The 22,723-nt window shown below is 65.4% G+C and carries 25 protein-coding genes, 1 tRNA gene and 2 pseudogenes; 20 read left to right on the forward strand and 8 right to left on the reverse strand.

The window, feature by feature from the left end; genetic code table 11:
* Window positions 1-11 precede the first annotated feature (11 nt).
* The 4 genes and pseudogenes from Atep_RS08570 to Atep_RS08585 all read left to right on the forward strand — a co-directional run bounded on the left by Atep_RS08570 (window position 12) and on the right by Atep_RS08585 (window position 2,344).
* Window positions 12-380: a response regulator gene (locus Atep_RS08570; RefSeq protein WP_213378001.1), complete on the forward strand. Its 369-nt coding sequence runs from the start codon at window positions 12-14 to the stop codon at window positions 378-380.
* Window positions 381-420: 40 nt separating this feature from the next.
* Window positions 421-564: a hypothetical protein gene (locus tag Atep_RS08575; protein ID WP_213378003.1), complete on the forward strand. Its 144-nt coding sequence runs from the start codon at window positions 421-423 to the stop codon at window positions 562-564.
* A complete protein-coding gene (locus Atep_RS08580; RefSeq protein ID WP_213378005.1) occupies window positions 561-1,163 on the forward strand; it encodes a chemotaxis protein CheD in 603 nt (200 codons plus the stop codon). The genes Atep_RS08575 and Atep_RS08580 overlap by 4 nt, the downstream gene beginning before the upstream one ends.
* 64 nt (window positions 1,164-1,227) lie before the next feature.
* Window positions 1,228-2,344, forward strand: a pseudogene (locus tag Atep_RS08585) (protein-glutamate methylesterase/protein-glutamine glutaminase).
* Between the two features lie 12 nt (window positions 2,345-2,356).
* Here Atep_RS08585 and Atep_RS08590 read toward each other — a convergent pair.
* Window positions 2,357-3,973, reverse strand: coding sequence for a methyl-accepting chemotaxis protein (locus Atep_RS08590; RefSeq protein ID WP_213378007.1), 1,617 nt, complete (start codon window positions 3,971-3,973; stop codon window positions 2,357-2,359).
* Between the two features lie 29 nt (window positions 3,974-4,002).
* Complete coding sequence (locus Atep_RS08595; protein ID WP_213378009.1) at window positions 4,003-4,626, reverse strand: YfbR-like 5'-deoxynucleotidase; 624 nt, start codon at window positions 4,624-4,626, stop codon at window positions 4,003-4,005.
* Between the two features lie 83 nt (window positions 4,627-4,709).
* Here Atep_RS08595 and Atep_RS08600 point away from each other — a divergent pair, with 83 nt between their 5' ends.
* A complete protein-coding gene (locus Atep_RS08600; protein ID WP_213378011.1) occupies window positions 4,710-6,437 on the forward strand; it encodes an AAA family ATPase in 1,728 nt (575 codons plus the stop codon).
* A gap of 103 nt (window positions 6,438-6,540) precedes the next feature.
* A complete protein-coding gene (locus Atep_RS08605) occupies window positions 6,541-7,329 on the forward strand; it encodes a putative metalloprotease CJM1_0395 family protein (protein ID WP_213378013.1) in 789 nt (262 codons plus the stop codon).
* Window positions 7,330-7,367: 38 nt separating this feature from the next.
* On the opposite strand, the gene Atep_RS08610 is transcribed toward Atep_RS08605, so the two are convergent.
* Entirely contained in the window at window positions 7,368-7,580 is a 213-nt protein-coding gene (locus Atep_RS08610; protein WP_213378020.1) for a YjfB family protein, read from the reverse strand.
* 245 nt (window positions 7,581-7,825) lie between these two features.
* Between Atep_RS08610 and Atep_RS08615 the strand changes: the two genes are divergently transcribed.
* The 5 genes from Atep_RS08615 to Atep_RS08635 all read left to right on the forward strand — a co-directional run bounded on the left by Atep_RS08615 (window position 7,826) and on the right by Atep_RS08635 (window position 11,801).
* The gene (locus tag Atep_RS08615) at window positions 7,826-8,146 is read left to right on the forward strand and encodes a hypothetical protein (RefSeq protein WP_213378026.1); all 321 of its coding nucleotides are present in this window, start codon (window positions 7,826-7,828) and stop codon (window positions 8,144-8,146) included.
* A gap of 60 nt (window positions 8,147-8,206) precedes the next feature.
* Entirely contained in the window at window positions 8,207-8,497 is a 291-nt protein-coding gene (locus Atep_RS08620; protein WP_213378037.1) for a PilZ domain-containing protein, read from the forward strand.
* 48 nt (window positions 8,498-8,545) lie between these two features.
* On the forward strand, window positions 8,546-9,529 hold the full coding sequence (locus Atep_RS08625; RefSeq protein ID WP_213378039.1) for a hypothetical protein: 984 nt from the start codon (window positions 8,546-8,548) through the stop codon (window positions 9,527-9,529).
* 141 nt (window positions 9,530-9,670) lie between these two features.
* On the forward strand, window positions 9,671-10,891 hold the full coding sequence (locus Atep_RS08630; RefSeq protein ID WP_213378041.1) for an HDOD domain-containing protein: 1,221 nt from the start codon (window positions 9,671-9,673) through the stop codon (window positions 10,889-10,891).
* Window positions 10,892-10,931: 40 nt separating this feature from the next.
* Window positions 10,932-11,801 carry an HDOD domain-containing protein gene (locus Atep_RS08635; RefSeq protein ID WP_213378043.1) on the forward strand — a complete coding sequence of 290 codons (870 nt, stop codon included), beginning with the start codon at window positions 10,932-10,934 and terminating at the stop codon, window positions 11,799-11,801.
* Window positions 11,802-11,822: 21 nt separating this feature from the next.
* On the opposite strand, the gene Atep_RS08640 is transcribed toward Atep_RS08635, so the two are convergent.
* On the reverse strand, window positions 11,823-12,518 hold the full coding sequence (locus tag Atep_RS08640; RefSeq protein ID WP_213378045.1) for a hypothetical protein: 696 nt from the start codon (window positions 12,516-12,518) through the stop codon (window positions 11,823-11,825).
* Between the two features lie 181 nt (window positions 12,519-12,699).
* Between Atep_RS08640 and Atep_RS08645 the strand changes: the two genes are divergently transcribed.
* The 7 genes from Atep_RS08645 to Atep_RS08675 all read left to right on the forward strand — a co-directional run bounded on the left by Atep_RS08645 (window position 12,700) and on the right by Atep_RS08675 (window position 17,821).
* Window positions 12,700-13,440, forward strand: coding sequence for a metal ABC transporter ATP-binding protein (locus Atep_RS08645; RefSeq protein ID WP_213381496.1), 741 nt, complete (start codon window positions 12,700-12,702; stop codon window positions 13,438-13,440).
* Window positions 13,433-14,287, forward strand: a complete 855-nt coding sequence (locus tag Atep_RS08650) for a metal ABC transporter permease (protein WP_213378051.1) — start codon at window positions 13,433-13,435, stop codon at window positions 14,285-14,287. The genes Atep_RS08645 and Atep_RS08650 overlap by 8 nt, the downstream gene beginning before the upstream one ends.
* 8 nt (window positions 14,288-14,295) lie before the next feature.
* A complete protein-coding gene (locus Atep_RS08655) occupies window positions 14,296-14,754 on the forward strand; it encodes a Fur family transcriptional regulator (RefSeq protein ID WP_213378053.1) in 459 nt (152 codons plus the stop codon).
* A gap of 341 nt (window positions 14,755-15,095) precedes the next feature.
* Window positions 15,096-15,740: a hypothetical protein gene (locus Atep_RS08660; protein ID WP_213378055.1), complete on the forward strand. Its 645-nt coding sequence runs from the start codon at window positions 15,096-15,098 to the stop codon at window positions 15,738-15,740.
* Between the two features lie 94 nt (window positions 15,741-15,834).
* The gene (locus Atep_RS08665) at window positions 15,835-16,359 is read left to right on the forward strand and encodes a 6-pyruvoyl trahydropterin synthase family protein (RefSeq protein ID WP_213378056.1); all 525 of its coding nucleotides are present in this window, start codon (window positions 15,835-15,837) and stop codon (window positions 16,357-16,359) included.
* Window positions 16,356-17,057: an SDR family NAD(P)-dependent oxidoreductase gene (locus Atep_RS08670; RefSeq protein WP_213378058.1), complete on the forward strand. Its 702-nt coding sequence runs from the start codon at window positions 16,356-16,358 to the stop codon at window positions 17,055-17,057. The genes Atep_RS08665 and Atep_RS08670 overlap by 4 nt, the downstream gene beginning before the upstream one ends.
* Window positions 17,057-17,821 carry an SDR family NAD(P)-dependent oxidoreductase gene (locus tag Atep_RS08675; protein ID WP_213378060.1) on the forward strand — a complete coding sequence of 255 codons (765 nt, stop codon included), beginning with the start codon at window positions 17,057-17,059 and terminating at the stop codon, window positions 17,819-17,821. Before Atep_RS08670 ends, Atep_RS08675 begins: the two co-directional genes overlap by 1 nt.
* A 165-nt stretch (window positions 17,822-17,986) precedes the next feature.
* On the opposite strand, the gene Atep_RS08680 is transcribed toward Atep_RS08675, so the two are convergent.
* Window positions 17,987-18,063: transfer RNA gene (locus Atep_RS08680), tRNA-Arg, on the reverse strand.
* Between the two features lie 73 nt (window positions 18,064-18,136).
* Window positions 18,137-20,146: a UvrD-helicase domain-containing protein gene (locus Atep_RS08685; RefSeq protein WP_213378062.1), complete on the reverse strand. Its 2,010-nt coding sequence runs from the start codon at window positions 20,144-20,146 to the stop codon at window positions 18,137-18,139.
* Window positions 20,147-20,268: 122 nt separating this feature from the next.
* Between Atep_RS08685 and Atep_RS08690 the strand changes: the two genes are divergently transcribed.
* On the forward strand, window positions 20,269-20,619 hold the full coding sequence (locus Atep_RS08690) for a DUF2782 domain-containing protein (RefSeq protein WP_236786084.1): 351 nt from the start codon (window positions 20,269-20,271) through the stop codon (window positions 20,617-20,619).
* A 42-nt stretch (window positions 20,620-20,661) separates the two neighbouring features.
* Here Atep_RS08690 and Atep_RS08695 read toward each other — a convergent pair whose 3' ends face one another.
* Window positions 20,662-21,018, reverse strand: a complete 357-nt coding sequence (locus tag Atep_RS08695; RefSeq protein WP_213378071.1) for a PilZ domain-containing protein — start codon at window positions 21,016-21,018, stop codon at window positions 20,662-20,664.
* Between the two features lie 120 nt (window positions 21,019-21,138).
* A complete protein-coding gene (locus Atep_RS08700) occupies window positions 21,139-21,459 on the reverse strand; it encodes a hypothetical protein (RefSeq protein WP_213378073.1) in 321 nt (106 codons plus the stop codon).
* Between the two features lie 307 nt (window positions 21,460-21,766).
* Between Atep_RS08700 and Atep_RS08705 the strand changes: the two are divergent.
* Window positions 21,767-22,610 (forward strand): annotated as a pseudogene (locus Atep_RS08705) (ISKra4-like element ISTvi1 family transposase); the annotation flags it as partial.
* Window positions 22,611-22,723 lie beyond the last annotated feature (113 nt).

Consider the following 22,723-nt stretch of genomic DNA (forward strand, 5'->3'; position numbering starts at 1 on the left):
CGGAGTCAGGCATGGCGAAGACGATCATGGTGGTCGACGATTCGGCCTCCTTTCGCAGTGTGGTGGGCATCGCGCTCAAGGGCGCCGGGTATGACGTGATCGAGGCGTGCGACGGGCGCGACGCGCTCGCCAAGCTCAACGGCACCAAGATCCATCTCATCGTCAGCGACGTGAACATGCCCAACATGGACGGCATCACCCTGGTCGGCGAGATCAAGAAGCTGCCCAACTACAGGTTCACGCCGATCCTGATGCTGACGACCGAGAGTCAGCCCGAGAAGAAGGAGGCCGCGCGCGCGGCCGGGGCCAAGGCCTGGCTGGTCAAGCCCTTCCAGCCGCCGATGCTGCTGGATGCGGTCTCCAAGCTAGTCTTGCCCTGAATCGCCGACGAAACAGATTCATAGAGATGACGAGGTCAGGATGAACGCTCGATCAGAACGTCCGACCGATACCGAACCACTGGTCATCGATCATGTCGAGTCACTGCATGGGATCGACACGCCGCTCGTGATGATCCGCCCCTCCATCTTCCAGCGCCCGAGCGAGCGGCGGGGAGCCCCATGAACGGGGTGGAGACCACGGCGAAAGCGATCAAGCGCCATCTGGTGCGGCCCGGTGAGCACGCCGTCACCGACGAGCCCATGGTCCTGACGACCCTGCTGGGTTCGTGCGTCTCGGTCTGTCTCTTCGATCCGGTGGCGCGTCTGATGGGCATGAATCATTTCCTGCTGCCGATGCGCAATCCGGCCAGCCGCGAGCCGGTGCTGGCCACGGATGCCGGACGCTATGGACTCTGGGCGATGGAGATCCTGGTCAACGAACTGCTCAAGCGCGGCGCGCGACGCGAGCAGTTGCGCGCCAAGGCGTTCGGCGGCGCCAATGTCCTTCACGAAGTCACGGACACGCGACCGGATCGCTTCAACATCGGCGCCTCCAACGCGGCCTTCGTGCGTCAGTTCCTGGAGCGCGACGGGATTCCACTGATCGCACAGGATCTCGGCGGGCTGCATGGGCGCCAGATCCATTTCTACGGCGGGGACTATTCGGTGTTCCTGCGTCGGATTCCGCGCGCCGGTGTCGAGCGTGTCCTGAGCGACGAGCAACGCTATCTGCAGAATGCCATCGTCGCCAAACAGCGTGGCGTTCCGGCCGATTTCTTCTGACGGTGCGGCGTTCCGACCGGCAGCATCATCTCCGGACGAACGCGATTGAACGGATGGTTCCAAGATGGCGGTGAAGGTCTTGATCGTGGACGACTCGGCGGTGGTGCGGCAGGTACTCACCGAACAGCTCTCGGGCATCGCCGGCATCGAGGTCATGGGCTCGGCGCGCGACCCGCTGTTTGCGCGCAAGCTGATGGAGAAGCAGTGGCCCGACGTCATCGTGCTCGACATCGAGATGCCGCGCATGGATGGCCTGACCTTCCTGCGCCGGCTCATGGCCGAGCGGCCGACGCCGGTCATCATCTGCTCGACCCTGACCGAGCAGGGCGCCGAGATCACCATGCAGGCGATGAGCGCCGGGGCGGTCGACATCATCGCCAAGCCCAAGATAGGGTTGCGCCAGTTCCCGGAAGACTCCAAGACCCTGCTCGGCGATGCCATCAAGGCCGCCGGCCATGCACGCATGGATCACGTCTCGGCCGGCTCGCGCGCCAAGCCGGTGATGGCACCGACCCAGAAACTCCCCGCCGACGCCGTGCTGGCCGAGCGCGCGGCGGCGCCGATCGCGGGCATGACCGAGCGCGTGGTCGCGATCGGCACCTCGACCGGCGGCACCCAGGCACTCGAATACGTGCTCACCCGCCTGCCGCGCACCGCCCCCGGCCTCGTCATCGTCCAGCACATGCCGGGACAGTTCACGGCCGCCTTCGCCGCGCGGCTCGATCAGCTCTGCCGGATCGAGCCGCGCGGCGCGCAACGGCGACCGCGTCATCCCCGGACTGGCCCTGATCGCGCCCGGCACCGATCATCTGCTGCTGCGCCGCAGCGGCGCCCAGTACCGGGTCGAGGTCAAGGGCGGCCCGCTGGTCAGCCGCCATCGTCCCTCGGTCGACGTGCTCTTTCGCTCCACGGCCCAGGCCGCCGGTCCCAATGCCGTCGGCATCATCATGACCGGCATGGGCGACGACGGCGCACGCGGCCTGCTGGAGATGCACCAGACCGGCGCCCTGACCATCGCCCAGGACGAGCAGACCTGTGTCGTCTACGGCATGCCCAAGGAAGCGGTCAAGCTCGGCGGTGTGGATGCCGTGGTCGGGCTGCCGCGTATCCCCGAACTCGTCACCCAGGCTCCGACGCGCCTAGCCTACAAACGCCTGCATGGGGCGTCCGTGCCCGGATGATCGCGTCCGCGATCAGACCTTGAAGTGACCCACCAGCTCCTGCAACTCGGCGGCGAGCCGCGCGAGCTGATCGGAGGCTTCGGTTGTCTGGAGCGCGGCCTGCGCATTGCCCTCGGCGGCGTCCGAGATGCGGGTGACGTTGCGGTTCATCTCCTCGGCCACCGCGCTCTGTTCCTCGGCCGAACTGGCGACCTGGGTGTTGACGTCGTTGAGTGTGGTGACGGCGTTCATGATGGCATCGAGCGACTGCTCGGCCTCCAGGGCGCGGGTGCGGCTGTCGTCGGCATGCCGGCGGCTGTCCTCCATCACCGACACGGCGCGACGACTGGCCTGCTGGAGACGCTCGATCATGGCCTGGATCTCCTGGGTCGAGGTCTGGGTCCGGTTGGCCAGTGAACGTACCTCATCGGCGACCACGGCGAACCCGCGACCGGCCTCACCCGCGCGCGCGGCCTCGATCGCCGCGTTGAGCGCCAGCAGATTGGTCTGCTCGGCCACGCCGCGGATCACGTCCAGGATCTTGCCGATCTCCTGGCTGTCCTGACCCAGATCGCGGATGACCGCCGAGGCGTTCTGGATCTCCTGAGCCAACTGCTCGATACGCGACATGGTGCCATGGACCACGTCCTTGCCCGAGTTGGCGGCCCCGTGGGCGACCCGTGTGATGTCGGCGCCGTGCTGGGCACTGCGCGCAACCTCCTGGGCCGTGGCGCTCATCTCGTTCATGGCCGAGGCGAGTTGATCGACCTCGTGGCGCTGCTGGGCGATGCTCATGTTGGTCTGCTCGGTGGCGCCGGCCAGATTGCGCGCCGCCTGGGCGAGCTGGCCGGTGGAGGCGAGGATGCGGGCGATCAGGTCGCGGAAGTTGTCCATCATGGCGTTGAAGGCCAGACTGGCTTGGCCGATCTCGTCGTTTCCATGGACCGGGAGACGGCGGCTGAGATCGCCGTTACCCTTGGCGATGCCGTCGAGTCCCTGGGTCATCTGCTGGAGCGGACGGGTGACGAACCCGCGGGTGAAGAAGTAGAGGAAGAGCAGGACCGGCAGGCTCAGGATGGCGGCGATGACGAAGATCTTGATGGCGAAGACATCGACCGCGCGATTCACGTCCTTGAGGTCGATCCGCATGCTGACCGCACCGAGGACCGAGTCGCGCGGCGCGAGTGCGTGACAGGCCGTGCAGTTCTTGCCCAGATAATCCTCACGCGCGAAGGCCGCCGTGACGGCGCGCAGTGTCCGGCCATCGTCGGAGAGTTCGAGATAGGGTTCGCCCGTCTCCAGGACGCGGCGCTCGATGTCGTCGCGCGGCTGCTCGTGTTCGGTGCCGGGGCCGAATTGCTTGGAGACGTTCTCGCCGCGCAATACGCGCAAGTCCTCGACATTCTTCAGCTCGACGATCTGATCGAGGAAGGCGGCACGCTGATTGATGGTGCCCGTGATCATCAATGTGGTGAGTCCGGCCAGGGTCATCTCGTGCAGGGTGCTGGTGAAGGCCGCCGCCTGATCGATGGCGGTCTGGCGTTGCTCGCTCGCCATCCAGATGATGAGTCCGGTCCAGGCCGGGAGCAGGATGAGCCACATGGCCCCCACCAGGCGCATCCAGATCGGTAGATCGTTGATTCGTCGCATCACCATTCTCTCTTATCGTCGTTCTCGTATCAGGAAATATCCGGGTTGGACACCGGAGACCGTACCTGCTCGAACAGAATCCGGTTGTCCGGACCGGCCTCACCGCACATGTGCGCGTAGAGATCCGGAACCTGGCTCCAGTCTAGTTCAGGAAAGCGTTCACCGGCCTCCCGGATCTTCTCACGCAGCAGGGCCTCGGATTTGTCGGCGACGAGCGCGGCATGCCGACCGATGCCTTCCTCACGGATGAAGAGACAGGCGTCCATGAGATCGGCCAGCTTGACGACACAGGCCAGTGCCGAGTCCGCGAGGGCGCGCCGGCACGCGCCGAGCTCAGGGGCGATCTCGTGCTCGATGCGGGTCAGCGGATTGCCGTCGCCCGCGATCTCGGCGATGCGCTGCTTGAGCGGGGAGGGCAGGTCGCCCATCAGCAATTCGGGCGTATCATGGGTCAGGGCGTATTCGAGCACCAGCAGGCGCGTCTCGGCGGGGAGGCTCTCGCCGAACAGGCGGCGCATCAGCTCGCGCGCGATCATGGTCACGAGATAATGGTGTTCGGCGAGCGTCTGGTTGCGCGCGCAGCGCACCGAATGCCAGCGCGTGACATGCCCGGAGCGGGCGATGTCCTGCATGTTGAGCCTGAGATCGCGCATACTGAAAATATCTCCTCGTCCTGGTATAAGCATCCACGCAAACCACTCACGGGCCAAGCGGCCCTCCATCGGCGACCGGCATCATGTCACTGGATCCAGATTGCCTGGCCCGGCTCAAACTGCGGCAGGCGCCATTCGATACCCTCACCAGCGAGGATTTTCTCTACAGCGACCCCTTGCTGGAAAGTCTGGTCGAGACCGCGGCGCGGGCGATCGGGGCGCCGGGGGCGGTCGTCGTCCTGGCCGGTCCGGACGGTTCGGGACGCAGTGTCCAGTTGATGCGACTGCTCGGTGCGCTCGATGGGCCCTATGAACTGATCGCCTTCCGCAGTCGGCCGAACATCCCCTTCGATGCGGTCGACGTCACCATTCGCGCCCATCTGCGCAGCAGCGGATTCGACAATCCTAACCGCTCCGTGGCCGATCTGCTGGCCGAACGCACGCGCGCTCAGGCGCGGCTGGTGCTGGCGATCGACGATGCGCATCTGCTCGGCGGCGAGGGAATGGTCAAGCTGGTGCGTCTGCGCGCGACCGTCCTGGAGGCGGGCGGGCAGGGGTTGCGGCTGATCCTGGTGGGCGATCCGTCCCTGAGTCGCGGGCGTCTGCCCTTGCCCGATCTGCTCGACGACGCGCAGGTGGTGCGCCTGAATCTGCGGCCCTTCAACCTCGAACAGGCGGGAGCCTATCTGCGTCATCGCCTGCGGGTCGCGGGTCTGGAGGATCCCGACAGCCTGCTGAGCCGGGGCGACATCGCGGTGCTGCAGGGCAGTGCCAAGGGCTTGCCGGCGGCGCTCAATGCCCAGGCCAATGCCTGGCTGACGCGTCGCTGCAAGAGTCTGGACGGGGGGCTGAGAACCTCGCTGGGCGGACGCTCGGCGGCAGCAGGCGTGATGCCGGCACCGATCAGTGCCGAACCCCAGCGTCCTCCTGAACCGCGACCCGAGCCCGATCCGCTGGACGAACGCCTGGAGGCGTCCGAGGAATTCCTGGATCTCGAACCCGACACCTACGAGCCATCCGCGCCATCCGCGCCGCCGCCCCCCAGAGATCCTCAACTCTCGGATTTCCTGGTCGGCGGTGAGGTACCCACGGCCATGGCCCAGAGCGAGTTCGAGCAGATCCTCCAGCGCGTGCGCCAGCATCAGCCCTGGGAGGCCGCCGCGCCCGAACCCAAGGCCGCCACGCGCGAGGAGATCAAGGCCACGACGCCCAAGCCAAGGACGCCGTACTGGAACCGTCCCTGGTTCATCCCGGTGGTGCTGGTCATCGTCCTCGTGGCCATCGCGGCGCCCGTGGTCTGGCAGCTCGTGATGGACTCCAAGCCGTCGACGTCGCTGCCGGATCGATCCAAGCCGGTCTCTCAGGCGCCGGTCGATCGACCCGAGGCGACCGAACCCGAATCGCAACCTGTCGCTCCCGAGACGGCTTCCGCACCGGCTCAGCCGGAAGCGACGCCCGTGGCGGCCCCGGAGGGCGCTCCCGTCGCCGGCGTGGCCGAGCCGGCGCCCGGTTCCGAGACGCCGCGTGACGAATTGGCCGAGGATCTCGCCTGGCTGATGCGCCAGGATCCGGAACGCTTCACCATTCAGCTCGTGGCGGCGCGCGATCTCCAGACAGCGCGCGGCGTGCTCGACCCTCAGGCCCTGGAAGGCGTGCGCTATGTCCAGACACGCTCCTATGTGATCGCCGTGCTCGGCAGCTTCCCGAGCCGCACCCAGGCGGCACGCGAGTTGCCCGGCCTGCCCGCGTCCGTGCGCGACAATGGTCCCTGGATCCGCACTATCGGCTCGATCCGCGACAGTCTGCCCTGACGAACCGATACGTGGTTCACGGAATCGGCCTGTTGCCATCCACTTTCGGCGCGCATATCGACTAGACTACTAGGGGAAACCCCTGGATCGAGGTCGCCTTCAGTTGGAGATCCATTCACTCATCCGGTCTTCGCCCGCCTCGCCGATGCGTCGGTTCGACGATGCGCGCGAGATGTCCTCCGTGCCCGGTGCCCTGGAAGCGGGCGCGGTCGCGCGTGACGAACCGGTCGAGGATCCGCGCGCCATCGAGGAAACGAGCGAGATCGAGGCCGAGCGTGCGACCGGCGAGGAAGACCCGACGGCGGCCAAGGACATCAATGGCGAGACTCTCTCAGACGAGGATCTGCGCGTCGTCGAGCAGCTCAAGCAGCGTGATTCCGAGGTCCGCGCCCATGAGCAGGCGCATGTCACCGCCGGCGGCGGCCACATCACCAGCGGTCCGAGTTATTCCTACCAGACCGGCCCGGACGGCAAACGCTATGCCATCGGCGGCGAGGTCGGGATCGACACCTCGATGAAGGCGGGCGATCCGGAAGGCAATCTCGAAAAGGCGCGCGCCATCATTCGCGCCGCCATGGCGCCGGCCGAACCCTCGTCCCAGGACGTGCGCGTCGCGGCCTCGGCGCGTGCGATGGAGACGCGGGCCCAGCAGGAGATCCGGGACCGTCAGATCAAGGAATACGAGGCGGTGATGGACACGGGCGCAACCGACCGTGCATCGGCGCCCTCTGGAACGGCGGCGGCAACCACGCCGACGGCGAACGACGAGCGCTCGGGTTCGGCGACACAGCCGAGCCAGGGCATGTCGGGCGGGCAGGAACGTCCGGCACAACGCATCGAGGCCCTGTTCTCCACTTCTTCGGTCGAGACGGGACTGAGTCGACTGGCCTGAAACCTCGGCCAAGGCAAGCAGACGGAAACGGACTCGGGTTAGGCCGTTACATTAATGTTGCGGCCGATATGATCGGGTAGCGCCTGCGAGGACGGCGTGGTTTCGGTGACGCTCCGAATCATCTGCTCGGCCGAATCGGCTTGCATCTCGTTGGCCTTGTTCAGCATGGCGAGACTGGCGCTGGTATCGGTCTTGTTGCTGGAGGGCGTATAGGTGTAACCGGCTAGGCCCGATGTGGAGGAGATATCCATCGCTTGAACCTCGTGCTGTTTGAGTGTCCATCCCGGATTCCGGTGACTCGAATCCATCCCGAAATGGATGGGACGTCAATGACATGATAGAACAGATCCTTGGCGCTGTTTGCGATTCATGCCTCATTTCGAGCATTGGATGCTCAGCGTTCGGGTTGGGTTCCCACGAACGTCGGCGGTGTTTGGACTCAAGTTTCGCGTCCGAGCGTCGTTAACCCGAGTGCATCCCGCAGGAGATGGACGCCATGTCACTCGACCCAAGCCTCTCTTCGAGCACTTCGAGCGAACCTCGCGCCGAGGTGCGCCGTCTCGATTCCAGCGCTCTGGTGAGCGGTTTCCTGCCGGCGTTTCGGCATCTCGAAACCGGCGAGATCCGGCTGTGCCGACTCGAGGATGGGCGTATCTCCAGGCGTCATCTGCTCGACTCGCTCCCCGACGACTGGATCCTCGAACGCGATGCCGGCGGACGTCCGGCCTCGCTGGTGAGTCAAGTCGAACCCGGATTCCTGCGTGGTATCCAATTCTGGACGCTGCAAAATCTGGCGAATCCGAGGCTCGACGGATGATCGGGTGCGCACCGGACCCTGATGTGCGCTACAACACATGAAGTGAATGGCTGACCGATGATGAACGATAACGAAAAACGTCAGCATCCGCGCCTTCCAGTCGAGGTCGAGGTCGAGCTGCATCGTTCCGATCGATCCATGTGTCTGGTATGGACCGATGACCTGAGCAATGGCGGCGTGTCGCTGACGATGAACGGTCATGGTGATTGGCCGCCGATCGGCGCCAGGGTGCAGATACGGATCTCGGGCCCACTGGGCGGAGACGATGAACCGCCCCTGGTCGATGCCATCGTGGTGCGACACACCGAGGCGGGGATCGCCGTCCGCTTCGACGATCCGATGCGCGAATGAGGTCGACACGAGACTCCAGGTGAGGCGAATTTCAGCGAGGTCAAGGCGATGTTAGTGACAGCCGCTTCCAATGCCACGCTCGCGCTGTCCACGACCCGGACCGCAAACCGAGCCGACGCGACGCGCAACGACGAGGTGCGTGTGACCACGCCGGCCCCGGCGACGATCCCAACCCCCGTCGTCGTCCAAACCGATTCCGACTCCGAGACCCTGAGCCTATCCGAGCAAATCAGGGAACAGTTGGAACAGGATCCGGATTATCAGATTCTGCGCCGTGCCTTCGCGCTCGATGTCGATGAGTCGAAGGCGGTGAGACAGGGGCGGGCCTCCGAAACGGCCTCCAGCAACCAGCTCGATGCGTCCTCCATCCAGTCCGCCTCCTTGGCCGAATCCTTCGAACTCCAGGCCGTCGCCACCCAACGCCTGGAGATCTCCGTGCGCGCCGGCGAATCGGCTTTCATGGCCGCGATGGCCGGCGCGAACGCCCAGCGGCTCGAACTGAACATCGACGCCTCGGCTGGAGTCCAGATCCAGGTCGCCGATCCGCTGGTGCTCGATCTTGGTGGACGAGGCGTCACGACCACGGGTGTCGCCGCCGGCGTCGACTTCGATCTGAACGGCGATGGTCGACTCGAGCGCATGAGCACAGTGACCGGGGACTCTTGGTTCCTGGCACTCGACTGGAACGACAATGGACGCATCGACGATGGGCGTGAGCTCTTCGGCGACCAGAACGGCGCCGAGCACGGGTTCGCCGAACTGGCGCGTCACGACACCAATGGCGATGCGCGCATCGACGCCCAGGACGCCATTTTCGCACGTCTGCGTCTGGTCCAGCTCCAGGCCGATGGCTCGCAGACCAGCCGCACGCTCGACGAGGCCGGAGTCAAGGCGATCGAGCTCACTTATCGGAACGTCAACCGGGCGCTCGATGCCTATGATCACGTGGCGCAGACAGGGCGCTTCATTCGCAGCGATGACAGCCACGGCGAAGCGGCCGACGTGATGCTCGGCTATCACGATCTGGCGTGAATCCACTCCGACCCGGAACCCGTATCATGCCGCCCCGTAAAAACGACGAACGGGTCGTCGAGGCATGTCGAAAGGCGTGTCGATGCTGCTAGACTAGACCTCAGTGTCGTCTGATCCCTGATCTCAAGGAATCCACCCGTTATGCAGCAGACACCCGAGACGTTGGAGGCGTTTTCGATCCTGGCCGAGATCGAACTGACGCGCGATCTCAGCGAAGAGGATCGAGGTCGGCTCGCCGAGCAGTGCCGGATCGAGGAACATTCGCTCAAGCACCGTATGCGGCTGACCGAACAGAAACCGGATCGACTCTTCCTGGTCGATGGTCATGTCGCGCGTCTCGAGAATGGCGTCATCGAGCGCCACCAGGCCTTCCAGGGACTCAGCGAGCCGATCGACCTCATGGGTGAGACCCTGGCCCCCGATGCCTGTCTCGTGACCGAAACCCCCTGTCTGTTCCTGCGGATTCCAGCCGCCGCGCTCGAGGCCGTGCTCGCCGGCGGCACCGAGGTCAGCGACATCGAGCTCGATCCGGCCGAGGGCGAGTTCCTGGCCGAACTCTATCATCTGATCAACAACAACCAGCTCGTGCTGCCGGCGCGCCCCGAAGTGGCGCTCAAGATCCAGGAGATGACCAATGATCCGGACGCCGGCATCGATGCCCTGACCGAGATCATCCAGCGCGACGGCACCATCGCCGGCGCCCTGCTGCACGCGACCAACAGCCCGCTGTTCCGCGCCGCCAAGGAGATCAAGACCATCCGCGAGGCGGTGCTGCGTCTGGGGTTCCGCAACACCCGGATGCTGGCCGTGAATCTGGCGCTGCGTCAGGCCTTCCGCGCCAAGAACGAAGTCACGCGCGCGGCGATGCAGGAGTCCTGGACCGAGAGCGTACTCTGCTCGGCTTATGGCTACGTGATTGCCGAGATCACGCATCGTCTCGACCGTGAGCGCGCGTTGCTCGCCGGACTCGTGGCCGGGATCGGCGCCGTGCCCATCATCCAGTTCATCGAGACGCGCGGACAGGGGCAGACGCTCGCCCAGGTCCAGTCGCTCGTCTCCAAGCTGGCGAGCATCACGGGCGTGCTGGTGATCAACTACTGGGGGCTGGGCGACGACCTGGTGACGGTCGCCGAGCACTATGGTGAATGGGACTATCGAGCCTCAGAGCCGGACTATGCCAGCATCGCCATCGTGGCGCGCTGGGCGGCGCTGCAGAGCGAGGGCCGTGAGGTTCCGGATGCCGGCGCGGTGCCGGCGTTCGCGGTGCTGGGCCTGACGCCGCCGGCTCCGGGCGAGCCGATCGCCGAGCTGGCCGGCGGCGAGCGGATGCTCGACAACCTGAAGTCCATGTTCAATCTGTGACGGATCGCGTCACTGTAGGCGTGTTGGGAGAGTGTGCGGCGTGTCCGTAACCATCGAGAGCCTGGTCAAGGGAACGGGGCGATTACTGGCGATCCCGCGCGTGGTCGGCGAGGTGCTGCGTCTCCTGGACGATCCGGACAGCCGCCAATCCGAGATCGCCCGGCATCTGGAGCAGGATCCGGCCTTGGTCGCCATCCTGCTGCGGCTGGCCAACAGCCCGGCCTTCGCGCCCGCGCGCACGGTCGATTCGGTCGAGCGCGCCATCATGCTGCTGGGGCGCGAGCATCTGCGCCGTTTGGTGATCGCGGGCGCCGTCACCCAGGCGGCGGACCATCTGCCGAACCAGGACATGCTGCCGCTCGAGGTCTTCTGGCGCCACTCGTCCTATTGCGCCGCCATCGCGCGCCTGCTGGCCGAACAGATCGCGCCCCGTCTGGCCGGATCGGTCTTCCTCGGTGGGTTGCTGCACGATCTGGGACAGCTCCTGCTCTTCACCCAGGAACCCCAGGCCGAGCATCGGGCGTTCCTGAACTCACTGGGTGCAATCGACACCCTGTCACCCGTGGAGGCCGAGCGCGCCGTGCTCGGTTTCGATCACGCCCAGCTCGGCGGCGCCCTGGCCGAGCACTGGGGCCTGCCCGAGAGTCTGGTGGCCTGCATCCGCTATCACCATGACCCGCTCGCCGCACCCGAGGGGCACGCGCTCGCCGTGTCCCTGGTGCATGTGGCCAACAGCATCGCCCATCTGGCCGAGTTCGACTCCAGGGATCTGCACGACGCCCCGCCGATCGAACCCGAGATCCTGGCGCGTCTGAATTTACGGAACGATCAGCTCATGGCGCTGGTCGAGCAGGCGCAGTATCAGATCCTCGCCGTCGAGGCGCTGCGCAATCCCAAGCTGGCCGAGTAGGTCGATCGCCCGACCCGGACCTCAGAACAGCGGTCCCCGATAGACCCCGAACAGCAGCACCGCCGAGGCCGAGACGGTGATGAGGATGTTGTCGTCGATGGGGCCGAACTCATAGCGTTCGACGATAGTGGCGACCACGGCTGAGATCAGTCCCCACTCCGGGATCGCCGGTTGCGCCATGCCGCCGATGATCCAGCCCATGGGCGCGCTGACGATCAGCATGAAGACACTGCCGATCGGGCTCTTGGAACGCTTGCGGATGAAGGCATTGCGCACGATTCCGGTCACGCCGTCGCCGAAGGCCATGTAGAGCGCGGGCAGGATCGCCAGCCAGGGATCGTCCAGAATCCACCACAGCGCCGCGACCGAGGTCGACCACATGAGCGCGAACTTGACGTCGTTGCGGTTGTCGTCGGTCTGGAACCAATAGAAGCGCATCCCGGTGGCATGGGCCAGATTGGTCAGGAGTGTGAGCAGCAGACCACAGACCAGCGGAAACCGGGGATCGACGAACACCAGCGGCACGGCCAGTGAACCGACACCGCCGGCCAGCATGTGCACGATCTTGCGGTTGTAGTAGACGGCCCGGATCGGCTCCAGGCCGCGCCGGACCATGGCCTGATAGGGCAGGCGCGTCAGGACGAGCACCGCCAGGACATAGAGGCTCAGTCCGGCGGCCCAGTAGAGTTGAGAATGGAACTGCGGGTCGAGGGTCATGCGCGTCGAATCCTCGTCAGGGTCGAGAAGGATGGGCGCGCCATCATACTCAATCCTCCTGACCGGCGCGGTGTCCATTCACGTTATACTGTACGCCTTCGATCCGGCCACGATGGCGCGGATGCCGAACAGTCTCTTCATCGACACATCCACTATCGACCCGATCCCCATGCCGAGCACCATGTCCGACTCACCCGTGATCCGCGTGGAGTCCGTCAGCTTCTCCTATGGCGAGACCCTGGTGCTCGAACGCATCGATCTGAGCATCGCCGCCGGCGAGTTCGTGGGACTGGTCGGACCCAATGCCGGCGGCAAGAGCACGCTGCTGAAGCTGATCCTGGGTCTGCTCGAACCTCAGTCCGGGCGCATCCGCGTGCTCGGGCGTCCGCCGCGCGAAGCCGCGCGCGCCATCGGTTACGTCCCCCAGTTTCCGAGCTTTCCGCGCGACTTCCCGATCTGTGTCGAGGAGGTCGTGGCCATGGGGCGGATCGGACTCGGGTCGCGCTGGCCGCTCGGCTGGTCGAGCCGTGCCGACCGCGCGGCGGCCCGTCAGGCGCTCGCCGAGGTCGAGGCGGCGGATCTGGCGCGGCGTCCGATCGGTCGACTCTCGGGCGGGCAGTTGCAACGGGTGCTGCTGGCGCGCGCGCTGGTCGGTGAACCACGCATCCTGATCCTCGACGAGCCCACGGCCAACATCGACCAGCGCGCCGAGAGCGACATCTTCGATCTGCTCGCCGAGCTCAATCGGCGCCTGACCATCCTGCTGGTCTCGCACGACATCGCCTTCATCTCCGAGTACGTCAGCCGCGTGGCCTGTCTCAACCGGACCCTGACCTGTCACGGCACCAGCGCGATCGACGGCGAGGCTATCCGGCATCTCTACGGCGGCCATGTCCGCCAGGTCGAGCACCGGCATGGCTGAATTCCTCACGGCACTCGCGACCTATGGATTCCTGCAGAGCGCGCTGATCGCCGGTTTGCTGGCCGGCGTCGGCTGCGGCGTGATCGGCACCTTCGTCGTCTTCAAGCGCATCGCCTTCATGGCCGGCGGGATCGCGCATTCGGTGCTCGGCGGCATGGGCGCGGCGCTCTATTTCGGACTCGATCCATTCGCCGGGGCGCTGATCGCGGCCATCTTCTCGGCGCTGCTGATCGGGGCGGTGCGTCTGAGCTGGAAGACCCAGGAAGACACGCTCATCGGCGCGCTCTGGGCCATCGGCATGGCGGTCGGCGTGCTCTTCATCGCCAAGACGCCGGGGTATTCCTCGGATCTGATGAGCTTTCTGTTCGGCAACATCCTGTTGGTGCCGACGCGCGAACTCTGGTGGATGGCTGGACTGGATCTGGTGCTGGTGGCCACGGTGGCGCTCTTCTATCGGCAGTTCCTGGCCGTCATCTTTGACGAGGAATTCGCGCGTCTGCGCGGTGTGCCGGTCACGATGTTTTATCTGCTGCTGCTGTGTCTGGTGGCCGTGACCGTTGTGCTGCTGATCCAGGTGGTCGGGCTGATCCTGGTCATCGCGCTGCTGACGCTGCCGGCGGCCATCGCGGCGCATTATGTCCATTCGCTGGGGGCCATGATGCTGATCGCCACCGGACTCGGGGCGCTCTTCACCACGCTGGGTCTGGTGCTCTCGTTCGGGCCGGATCTGCCGGCCGGGCCGACCATGATCCTGCTCGCGGGGGGCGTCTATATCCTGTCGGCGCTGGTCAGTCGTCAGTTGCACCGTCGGCGCGCCCGGCGTCAGGCGGCAATGGTCAGAGGGTAGGGCGCGCCATGCCGACGACGGGGGATGCCCTAGAACGGGTGCTGGACCAGGCCGAGGCGCTCTGCCGGCAACGCGGCGTCAGACTCACACCGCAACGATGGCGGGTGCTGGCGATCCTGTGCGCGTCCGAGCGTCCGCTCGGGGCCTATGAGATCCTGGAATCCATGCGCGAGGGCGCACGCGCGCCGGCCCCGCCGACCGTCTATCGGGCGCTCGACTTCCTGCTCGAACAGGGGCTGGCGCACAAGATCGAGAGTCTGCATGCCTTCGTCGGCTGCACCCATCCCGAGCATCCGCATGCCGGTCAATTTCTGATCTGCGCCGAGTGCGGGCGGGTGACCGAGCTGGAGGATGCCGCCATCGCTCAGAGCCTGATGCTGGCCGCCGGCGAGACCGGGTTTCGACCGAGCCGTCCGGTGGTCGAATTGATCGGTACCTGCGCCGACTGCGTACTCAAGCATCCCTGACCTCGACCATGCCGGATTGGAGCCTATCGCTGGCCGTGCTGATCCTGGGCCTGATCGGGCTCGTTCTGGGGAGTGTCGGCGTACAGGGGGCGATTGGGGCATCGGGGTGTCGGTTCTCGCCCTGGCAAGCGCTGGTCGCCATGCTGCCGACGATGGCCGTGACCTTGCAGGCCATTGGCTCGGACGCAAGCACTCTGGGGCTTGGTACGATCATCGGCGTCCATGTTCTCGGCGTTTTGTTGGCGATCGGTCATCGTTCGAGGCTATATTTGCCGTGTCGCCTGCCTTCCCCCCTCTCCCCCCCCCCTCTCCCGCGAGGGGAGAGGGTCTTAGCCGAGCGTGTGCATCGTCCCTGGGCGCGGGCCTGGAGTCTGGTCGGGGCGGCGGGGCTGGTTTGGGGACTGGCGCTCGATGGGAATCTCGGGCGGGTCGATGGGGGCTTACTGGTTCTGCTGTGTCTGCTCTACCTGATCTGGATGAGGTGGGTAGCGCGAACGTTGGCTTCGCCGGGGGACGACGGTGAAACCCAGACCCAGGCCCCGGCTGTCGATGTCGGGCATCGGACACGACCGGCGCGCTCCTTGCGGCGATTCTGGGGACTGGGTGCACATCTCTGTGTGGGGCTGACGCTGCTGGCCATGGGTGCGCGGGTGCTGGCGATGGGGGGGCTCGATCTGGCGCTGGTGCTGGGCCTCGAACACTGGATGCTTGGGCTGACGCTTTTGGCGCCGGCGAGCGTTCTGGCCGGCTGGATGCCGATCCTGCTCGCCGGACGCCGGCCGAATGACGGCGCATCGGGACGGATGACGCTGAGCCTCGCGTTCGACTTCAATCTCGTCAATCTGCTCGGCCTCGTCGGCCTGACGGCGCTGACGGCGCCGGGCGGTCTCCCGTTCACGCGCGAGACGCTGTGGGTGTCCTGGCCGCTGGTGATCCTGACGTCGATCCTGGCCGCAGCCGCGCTCATCTGCGCCGAGCCGGCTTGATCCGACCGCGACGACCCGCATTCTCAGGATTCCCGAATGGCCGCCGCACGCTTGACACCCCGGACGAGCGCGTCAAACCGGCCGACCGCCGATCATGCCCATGGAGAAGTTCGTGGCCGAAGCCATCCTGACCCGTATCGAGATCAGCAAGGACTATCTCAATTTCAGTGCCGGTCATTTCACGCTGTTCTCGGCCACCGAGCGCGAGAATCTGCATGGTCACAACTTCCGGGTGCGCTGCGCGGTCACGGCCCGGGTGGGCGAGGGCGGTCTGACCTTCGACTATGTGATCCTGAAACGCGCGCTCAAGAAACTCTGCGACGCACTCGACGAGCGCGTGCTGCTGCCGCTGGAATCGCCCTATCTGCGCATCGAGCGCCGGGACGGACTGGTGCTGGCGCATTTCGCCGACGAGCGCATCCCTTTTCTGGACCGCGACGTCCTGCTGCTGCCCATCCGTAACGTCACTATCGAGGAACTGGCCCCATTGCTGCTCGGACGGCTGCGCGCGCATCCCGAGATCGCCGCCATGTCCGCGGCGATCCGCGCCATCGAACTCAGCGTTTCCTCGGGGCAGGGACAGTGGGCCATCGCTCAATCGGAGTCTGTATCCGTATGAACCAACTCATCATCACCGGCGCCAGCTCGGGCATCGGACACGCCATCGCCGCACGTTTCCTGGCCGCCGGCTGGCGCGTGCTCAATCTATCGCGTCGGCCCTGCCCGGAGCCTGGGGTCGAGAACCTGAGCGTCGATCTGGAGTCGCCCGCGAGCCTGGACGCGCTGGCCGAGACACTGCCGGAACGGATCGCAGTCGAAGGGCGCATCTGTCTGGTGCACAACGCCTCGATCATGCGCGCCGACCGCATCGACGCCCTGCCGGACGACGATCTGCGCGCCGTGCTCGAACTCAACCTGCTGTCGCCCAATCGGCTCAATCAACTCATCCTGCCGCACCTGGGAGCGGGATCGAGCGTGCTCTACATCGGCTCGACCCTGTCCGAGAAGGCCGTTCCGGGGGCGGCCAGCTATGTGATCGTCAAGCACGCGCTCGTCGGCATGATGCGCGCCACCTGTCAGGATCTGGCCGGGCGCGGCATCCACACCTGCCTGATCTGCCCCGGCTTCACGGATACCCCGCAAGTGCGCGCCCTCATCGACGGCCATCCGGAGACGCTGGCCGCCATTACGGCGATGAACGCCTTCGGTCGTCTGATCACGCCCGAGGAGATCGCCTCGGCGGTCGCCTTCGCCGCCGAGTCGCCCATGCTCAACGGATCGGTCGTCCATGCCAATCTCGGGCAGCGTGAGCGCTGATGGCCGAGCAGGCGGATTCGCGCTTCGTCTGCATCAGCGGCGGCACCTCGGGGATCGGCGCGGGACTGGTCGCGGCCTTTCTCGATGCCGGGGATCGGGTCTACACCTTTGGGCGTCAACCGGCGAAAGTCGAAGCCGTGCGGGCGCATTGGCCGGAGGCGGTCGCGACGGGTCGTCTGGCGGTTCTGACGGGTGACGTCACGGACGCCGATTTTCGCCGGCGGCTGATGGAGCGCTTGGAGCAGGATGCCGGTCGGCTTGACGTGCTGGTCAACAATGCCGGTGTCATCCGCGACAGCGGCACCCTGGAGGAGAGCCTGGAGCACTGGCGCGAGACTCTGGAGGTCAATCTGGTTGCGCCCTTCGCCCTGACTCAGGTCTGCGCCCCATTGCTCGATCAGTCAGCCGCGCCCGTGGTGATCAATCTGTCCTCGGCCTGCGCCCAACATCCCTTCGTCACCTGTACCTCGACCAGCTATTCGGTCGCCAAGGCCGGACTCGACATGCTCACGCGCCGACTGGCGCTGGCGCTCGGTCCGCGCGGGATTCGGGTCAATGGGGTCGCGCCCGGCGTGGTAGCCTCTGAGATGTGGAGCGGGGCGGACGATCTGATGCAGGGGACCGTGGAGCGGCGTCACGTCCTGGGCCGACAGGTGGTCACGCCCGCCGATGTCGCCGAGGCCGTGCTCTTCCTCGCCTCGCCGCGTGCCCGGCTCGTGACCGGTGCCACGCTCAACGTCGACGCCGGTTATACGCTCGGTTGATCGCGGCTAGGCGGACTGCTCCACCGCTGGGGTGGCCGTATAGGCCATGCCGCGTGAAGACCCCCAGCGCCTCTGCCGCGTCAGTGACACGGAGATTTTGACGATGGTGCTGTCGGTGTCCCTGGACGTTGGGGGCGGTTTAGCGATGTAAGCACTCGGTTGGATTGGCGCGCCCGACAGGATTCGAACCTGTGACCCCAGCCTTCGGAGGGCTGTACTCTATCCATCTGAGCTACGGGCGCGTGTCGTGAAGGATGGGCATTATCACCCTTGGCGCTCGATTCGTCAAAGGCCATCGCGCCTTCGACACCCGACTCAACCGGACGCCAGCATATTCTTGAGCGCGCTCAGATGCGCCCGGCCACGCGCCTTGCGATCCTCGGGACTGTCCTCGCGACGCTCACCGTCCCAGTCGAGCTGATCCTCGGGCAGTTCGCTCAGAAAGCGGCTCGGCTCGCCCCGGACCCATTCGCCATAGCGCCGCCGCCGGCGTGCGAGCGTGAAGGTGAGCGCTTCGCGTGCGCGCGTGATGCCGACATAGGCCAGTCGGCGTTCTTCCTCGATGCTGTCCTCTTCGATGCTGGTGCGATGCGGCAGCAGCTCCTCCTCCATGCCGACCAGGAACACCTGCGGGAACTCCAGACCCTTGGCCGCGTGCAGCGTCATCAGATGCACCCGATCGCCGCCCGCGTCCTCATCCTGGCGGTCGAGCACGTCCATGAGCGCGAGATGGTCGACCAGCTCGACGAGCGAAGTCTTCGGCGACTCGCCCTGACGCAGACGCCCGAGCCAGTCGAGCAGATCCTCGACGTTCTGATAGCGTCGCTCGGCGACCGGCTGGCTGGAGGCGTTCTCGCGCAGCCAGCCCTTGTAGCCGATGGCCTGGAGCAGTGCGCGCGCCGCGCCGACCGGATCGGTTCGACCCCGTTCGCGGTGCTCGGCGATGAGCTGCACGAAAGCGGCCAGCCGCTCGCGCTGGCGCGGATTGAGATGCTCGACCAGCCCTGGATCGGTGCAGCCGTCCAACAGGTTCAGACCCTGCCGGCGACTGTGGTCGGCCAACTGTTCGAGCGTGGTCGAGCCGATCTCGCGCCGGGGCGTGTTGACGATACGCAGAAAGGCGGTGTCGTCGGTCGGATTGGCCAGCAGGCGCAGATAGGCCATGGCGTCCTTGATTTCGGTACGCGCGAAGAAGGACGTTCCGCCGCTGAGGAAATAGGGGACGCTGTGCTCGCGTAGCGCTTGCTCGAAGGGGCGTGCCTGATGATTGCTGCGAAACAGGATGGCGATGTCGCCGAAGCGACACTTCTCGGCGAACTTCAGATGCAGGATCTCGGAGACCACGCGTGCCGCTTCGTCGCGCTCATCGCGACAGCGGATGACGCGGGCGCGTTCGCCTGGGCCATGCTCGCTCCACAGCCGTTTCTCGAACACATGAGGGTTATTGGCGATCAGGGTGTTGGCCAGCCCCAGGATGCGCGCGCTGGAGCGATAGTTCTGCTCCAGCATGATGACCCGCAGGGCCGGATAGTCCTCCTGGAGTCGCGCCAGATTCTCGGGCCGCGCGCCGCGCCAGGCATAGATCGACTGATCGTCGTCGCCGACCACGGTGAAGGCCCCGCGTGCGCCGGTCAACTGGCGCACCAGCTCGTACTGGGCGCTGTTGGTGTCCTGGTACTCGTCGACCAGCAGATAGCGGATGCGTCCGCGCCACTGTTCCAGGATCGCCGGATGGGTGCGGAACAGGCGTGTCGGCGCCAGGATCAGATCGTCGAAGTCCACCGCATTGTAGATACGCAGACGACGCTCGTAGTCGGCATAGAGCGCCGCGAGCCGAGCCTCGAAGGCATCTTCGGCGAGCTGGGCCGCGCGCTCGGGGTCGACGAGATCGTTCTTCCAGCGCGAGATCCGGTGCTGCACCGCTCCCGGACTGAGCGCGTCGGCCTCGGCCAGACCGCGCAACCCCTCCTTGAGCAGCGACTCGGCATCCTGGGCGTCGAGCAGGGCGAAACCCGAATGCAGACCGGCCGCCTCGGGATGACGACGCAGGATCTCCAGCCCCAGTCGATGGAAGGTCGAGATGGCCAGTCCGCGCGTCTGGGTGCCCTTGAGTTGATGGCTCACCCGCTCGCGCATCTCGCGCGCGGCCTTGTTGGTGAAGGTGACGGCCCGGATATGGCGGGGCGCGACTCCGACCTGCTCGATCAGGTGTGCGATCTTCCGGGTGATGACGCGCGTCTTGCCCGAACCTGCGCCGGCGAGCACCAGTAGCGGGCCGGCCGTGTAGTGCACGGCGTCGAGTTGTCGCGGATTGAGTTCGGTCATGATGTCGGGGCGCGTTCGTGCGGAGCGGGCGGGGAGGGCGCATTATGCCCGATCGGGCGAGCAATCCGGAGCGGATCGTACTACCATTCGGGCCATGTTCCCCGACCTGGCCTGGTGATCCCGTGCTCAACCGACGACTTGCCGTTCTGATCCTCGCGTCCTGCCTGACGACCGTCCACGCTCAAGACGAAGCGGATGGACCGGATGCGGGCGGCTTCCTGCAGGCCCCCGAGGTCGTGCCGTCCCCGGTCACGGGCGAGGCGGTCGAACCGGACATCACCATCCGCGAGTCCGGCGGCGAGATCATCTACGAATATCGGGTGCGCGGCGTGCTCTATATGGTACGGATACAGCCGCAATTCGGGCCGCCGTACTATCTCTATGATCTCAACGGAGATGGGCTGATCGATGCCCAGGAACGGGCGGCGCGCAACATTTCGGTGCCGCAGTGGGTGTTGTTCGAGTGGAATTGAGTCGTGCTCGAGTCGCGTCGCGCCTGAACCGCGCGCGGCGGATCAAGCGGCGCTGAGTCCTGGCCCGACCTGGGTGCCGAAGGCCGTGAGCGGCATGGGCGGCATGAGCGATTCGTCGCTCGCTTGCAGGAATTCGGGATGGGTGTCGCGGAACATGACGCCGATCCCGGACCTGTCCTGATGGACAACGATGGCGGGGATGCGCCACTCGCGGTCCATGTCCCGGACCTCGAGCACCACCAGGGTGCCTGTGGGCAATGTCAGGTTGCTGACCTCGAGATACATCCCCTGGTCGGAAAGATTACGCCCCCTGGCACTGCGGAAGCGGCGGTTGCGGTACTGGATCTGGACTTCGATGTCACTCGCACGGCGCGTGCGGTAGCGATGCTCGATACTCATGGCTGACTCCGGATACGTCCTCTGGGTTTCGTTATGTTAGGCGCGGATCTTGACGATTGTATGCAGCGCCCGTGACGAGACCGTGAACGGGGCGCCGACTGCGCACCGGATTGGTGCATGTCAGGCGGCCTGGCACGCATAGGCGGCGCCGGGCCGGCTCGCCATCAGATTCTCCCTGGAGACCTTGGTCTCGGCCTGATTCCGGTTGCGGAGGCCGCGCGCGCGCAGATAGTGCCAGATGGAAGCGGCGAAGAATTCGGCGTCCTCGCGCAGAAAGTCGAAGCTGAAGGTGTTCATGTAGTGGTCGAGGATGGTATCTGCATGTCGGGCCGCGAATTCCTGCTCGGTCAAACGGCTGTCCAAGAGTAATCGGGCCTCGGTCTCAGGTGTCGTCGCCAGATCTTCGAAGAACCCCTGGCCAATGCGAATGAGCTCGGTCATGGTCTTCTCCTCCTTTCCAAAACTCAATAATCGATGTCAGAAGTATTTATATAACAATTTCGTTAAGTTCTCGTGACGGTCGCACCGGTCCGGGAATTCCGTGAACGTGATCCGCCAATCAGAGTCAGAGTGATCGCTCGATTTTTAAGCAAAAGAGAGACCAATGTCGAATCGGGCTGCTGGGCGCGACGGAGGAATGCGTCGACACGGGGTCTGACAATCATCGGACGGATTGACGGGTGCGACCATAACTGATGCGTTGGCTTGAACTGTAGGTTCCATTGAACGGTCTTGTAAGGCTCCTGCCATGCCAATGCACGCCCAACGCGATAAAGAGTTGCTTGATGCGCTGAACCGTCACCCGTCGCTGAGGCAACGAATTGAGCGGATTGTGGCCGTCGTTGACGACGCCGGGGGAGACTTGTCGCGCGCGGATGCGGCGGAACGTCGGATGATTGAGGAAATCCAGCGTCTGGGTCAGGAGCGCCTGCAAGCGTGGGCGCAGCGGCAGGTGGAACAGACCACGCGCGCGACATTGGAGAGCGGAGAAGCGCGGCGGGCAGGAAAAAAACTGTGCCGGCACAGTACGTTCGGACTGATTGAAGTGGAAGAAGTGCTGTGTCGTCAAGGCACCCGGTTGCGGCGCAGTTTTTCGCTCAGTGCGCAGGTCAGCCATCGGTGTTGTTCGCAACCATTGCAGCGGGTGGTGACGGACTTGGTGGCCGATGTGTCGTTTCAACGGGCGGCGGAGAAGTTGTGGGAGCATTATCGGGTGCGTTTGCCGGTGGAGACGATCCGCCGGATCGTTGAAGGGCATGGGCAGGCTATCCTGGAGGTCCATGAGGTGCAAGCGGCGTGGCCGACCGAACCGGGGACAGAGTGGCTGGTGGCGGAAATGGATGGCGGGGATGGTGCCGATCATGACCCCGGACCCGGCGCAGCCGGACCAGTGCCGTGGGAAGTCGCTGGGGTGGAAGGAGACCAAACTGTGTCTCGTGCATCCCCTTGGCCATGCCACGTCCTGTTATGGCGGAACGCTTCAAGGCGGTGTCGATGGGCTGGGGCGCGAACTCTTCGACTGTGCCCGAGCCGGCGCTGCGTCTCAACCGCGTCAATGGCCACTGGGAGGACTATTGGCAAGACCTGATCAAACAAGCCGCCTAACAACGGCGCGGCACGCATCAGTTATGGTCGCACCCCGGATTGACGGATTGACGGATTGACATGCTGCTTGATACGAATGATTGCTTCGGATACTATTTGC

The organism is Allochromatium tepidum (assembly GCF_018409545.1).
Taxonomy (GTDB): Bacteria; Pseudomonadota; Gammaproteobacteria; order Chromatiales; family Chromatiaceae; genus Thermochromatium; species Thermochromatium tepidum_A.

Coding starts and splice junctions, on each gene's coding strand:
- Atep_RS08655 (WP_213378053.1), top strand. CDS start 14,296: ATGCCGACGACGGGGGATGCCCTAGAACGGGTGCTGGACCAGGCCGAG.
- Atep_RS08640 (WP_213378045.1), bottom strand. CDS start 12,518: ATGACCCTCGACCCGCAGTTCCATTCTCAACTCTACTGGGCCGCCGGA.
- Atep_RS08630 (WP_213378041.1), top strand. CDS start 9,671: ATGCAGCAGACACCCGAGACGTTGGAGGCGTTTTCGATCCTGGCCGAG.
- Atep_RS08625 (WP_213378039.1), top strand. CDS start 8,546: ATGTTAGTGACAGCCGCTTCCAATGCCACGCTCGCGCTGTCCACGACC.
- Atep_RS08580 (WP_213378005.1), top strand. CDS start 561: ATGAACGGGGTGGAGACCACGGCGAAAGCGATCAAGCGCCATCTGGTG.
- Atep_RS08685 (WP_213378062.1), bottom strand. CDS start 20,146: ATGACCGAACTCAATCCGCGACAACTCGACGCCGTGCACTACACGGCC.
- Atep_RS08615 (WP_213378026.1), top strand. CDS start 7,826: ATGTCACTCGACCCAAGCCTCTCTTCGAGCACTTCGAGCGAACCTCGC.
- Atep_RS08600 (WP_213378011.1), top strand. CDS start 4,710: ATGTCACTGGATCCAGATTGCCTGGCCCGGCTCAAACTGCGGCAGGCG.
- Atep_RS08570 (WP_213378001.1), top strand. CDS start 12: ATGGCGAAGACGATCATGGTGGTCGACGATTCGGCCTCCTTTCGCAGT.
- Atep_RS08650 (WP_213378051.1), top strand. CDS start 13,433: ATGGCTGAATTCCTCACGGCACTCGCGACCTATGGATTCCTGCAGAGC.
- Atep_RS08645 (WP_213381496.1), top strand. CDS start 12,700: ATGTCCGACTCACCCGTGATCCGCGTGGAGTCCGTCAGCTTCTCCTAT.
- Atep_RS08695 (WP_213378071.1), bottom strand. CDS start 21,018: ATGAGTATCGAGCATCGCTACCGCACGCGCCGTGCGAGTGACATCGAA.
- Atep_RS08670 (WP_213378058.1), top strand. CDS start 16,356: ATGAACCAACTCATCATCACCGGCGCCAGCTCGGGCATCGGACACGCC.
- Atep_RS08575 (WP_213378003.1), top strand. CDS start 421: ATGAACGCTCGATCAGAACGTCCGACCGATACCGAACCACTGGTCATC.
- Atep_RS08595 (WP_213378009.1), bottom strand. CDS start 4,626: ATGCGCGATCTCAGGCTCAACATGCAGGACATCGCCCGCTCCGGGCAT.
- Atep_RS08675 (WP_213378060.1), top strand. CDS start 17,057: ATGGCCGAGCAGGCGGATTCGCGCTTCGTCTGCATCAGCGGCGGCACC.
- Atep_RS08590 (WP_213378007.1), bottom strand. CDS start 3,973: ATGCGACGAATCAACGATCTACCGATCTGGATGCGCCTGGTGGGGGCC.
- Atep_RS08700 (WP_213378073.1), bottom strand. CDS start 21,459: ATGACCGAGCTCATTCGCATTGGCCAGGGGTTCTTCGAAGATCTGGCG.
- Atep_RS08665 (WP_213378056.1), top strand. CDS start 15,835: ATGCCCATGGAGAAGTTCGTGGCCGAAGCCATCCTGACCCGTATCGAG.
- Atep_RS08620 (WP_213378037.1), top strand. CDS start 8,207: ATGAACGATAACGAAAAACGTCAGCATCCGCGCCTTCCAGTCGAGGTC.
- Atep_RS08610 (WP_213378020.1), bottom strand. CDS start 7,580: ATGGATATCTCCTCCACATCGGGCCTAGCCGGTTACACCTATACGCCC.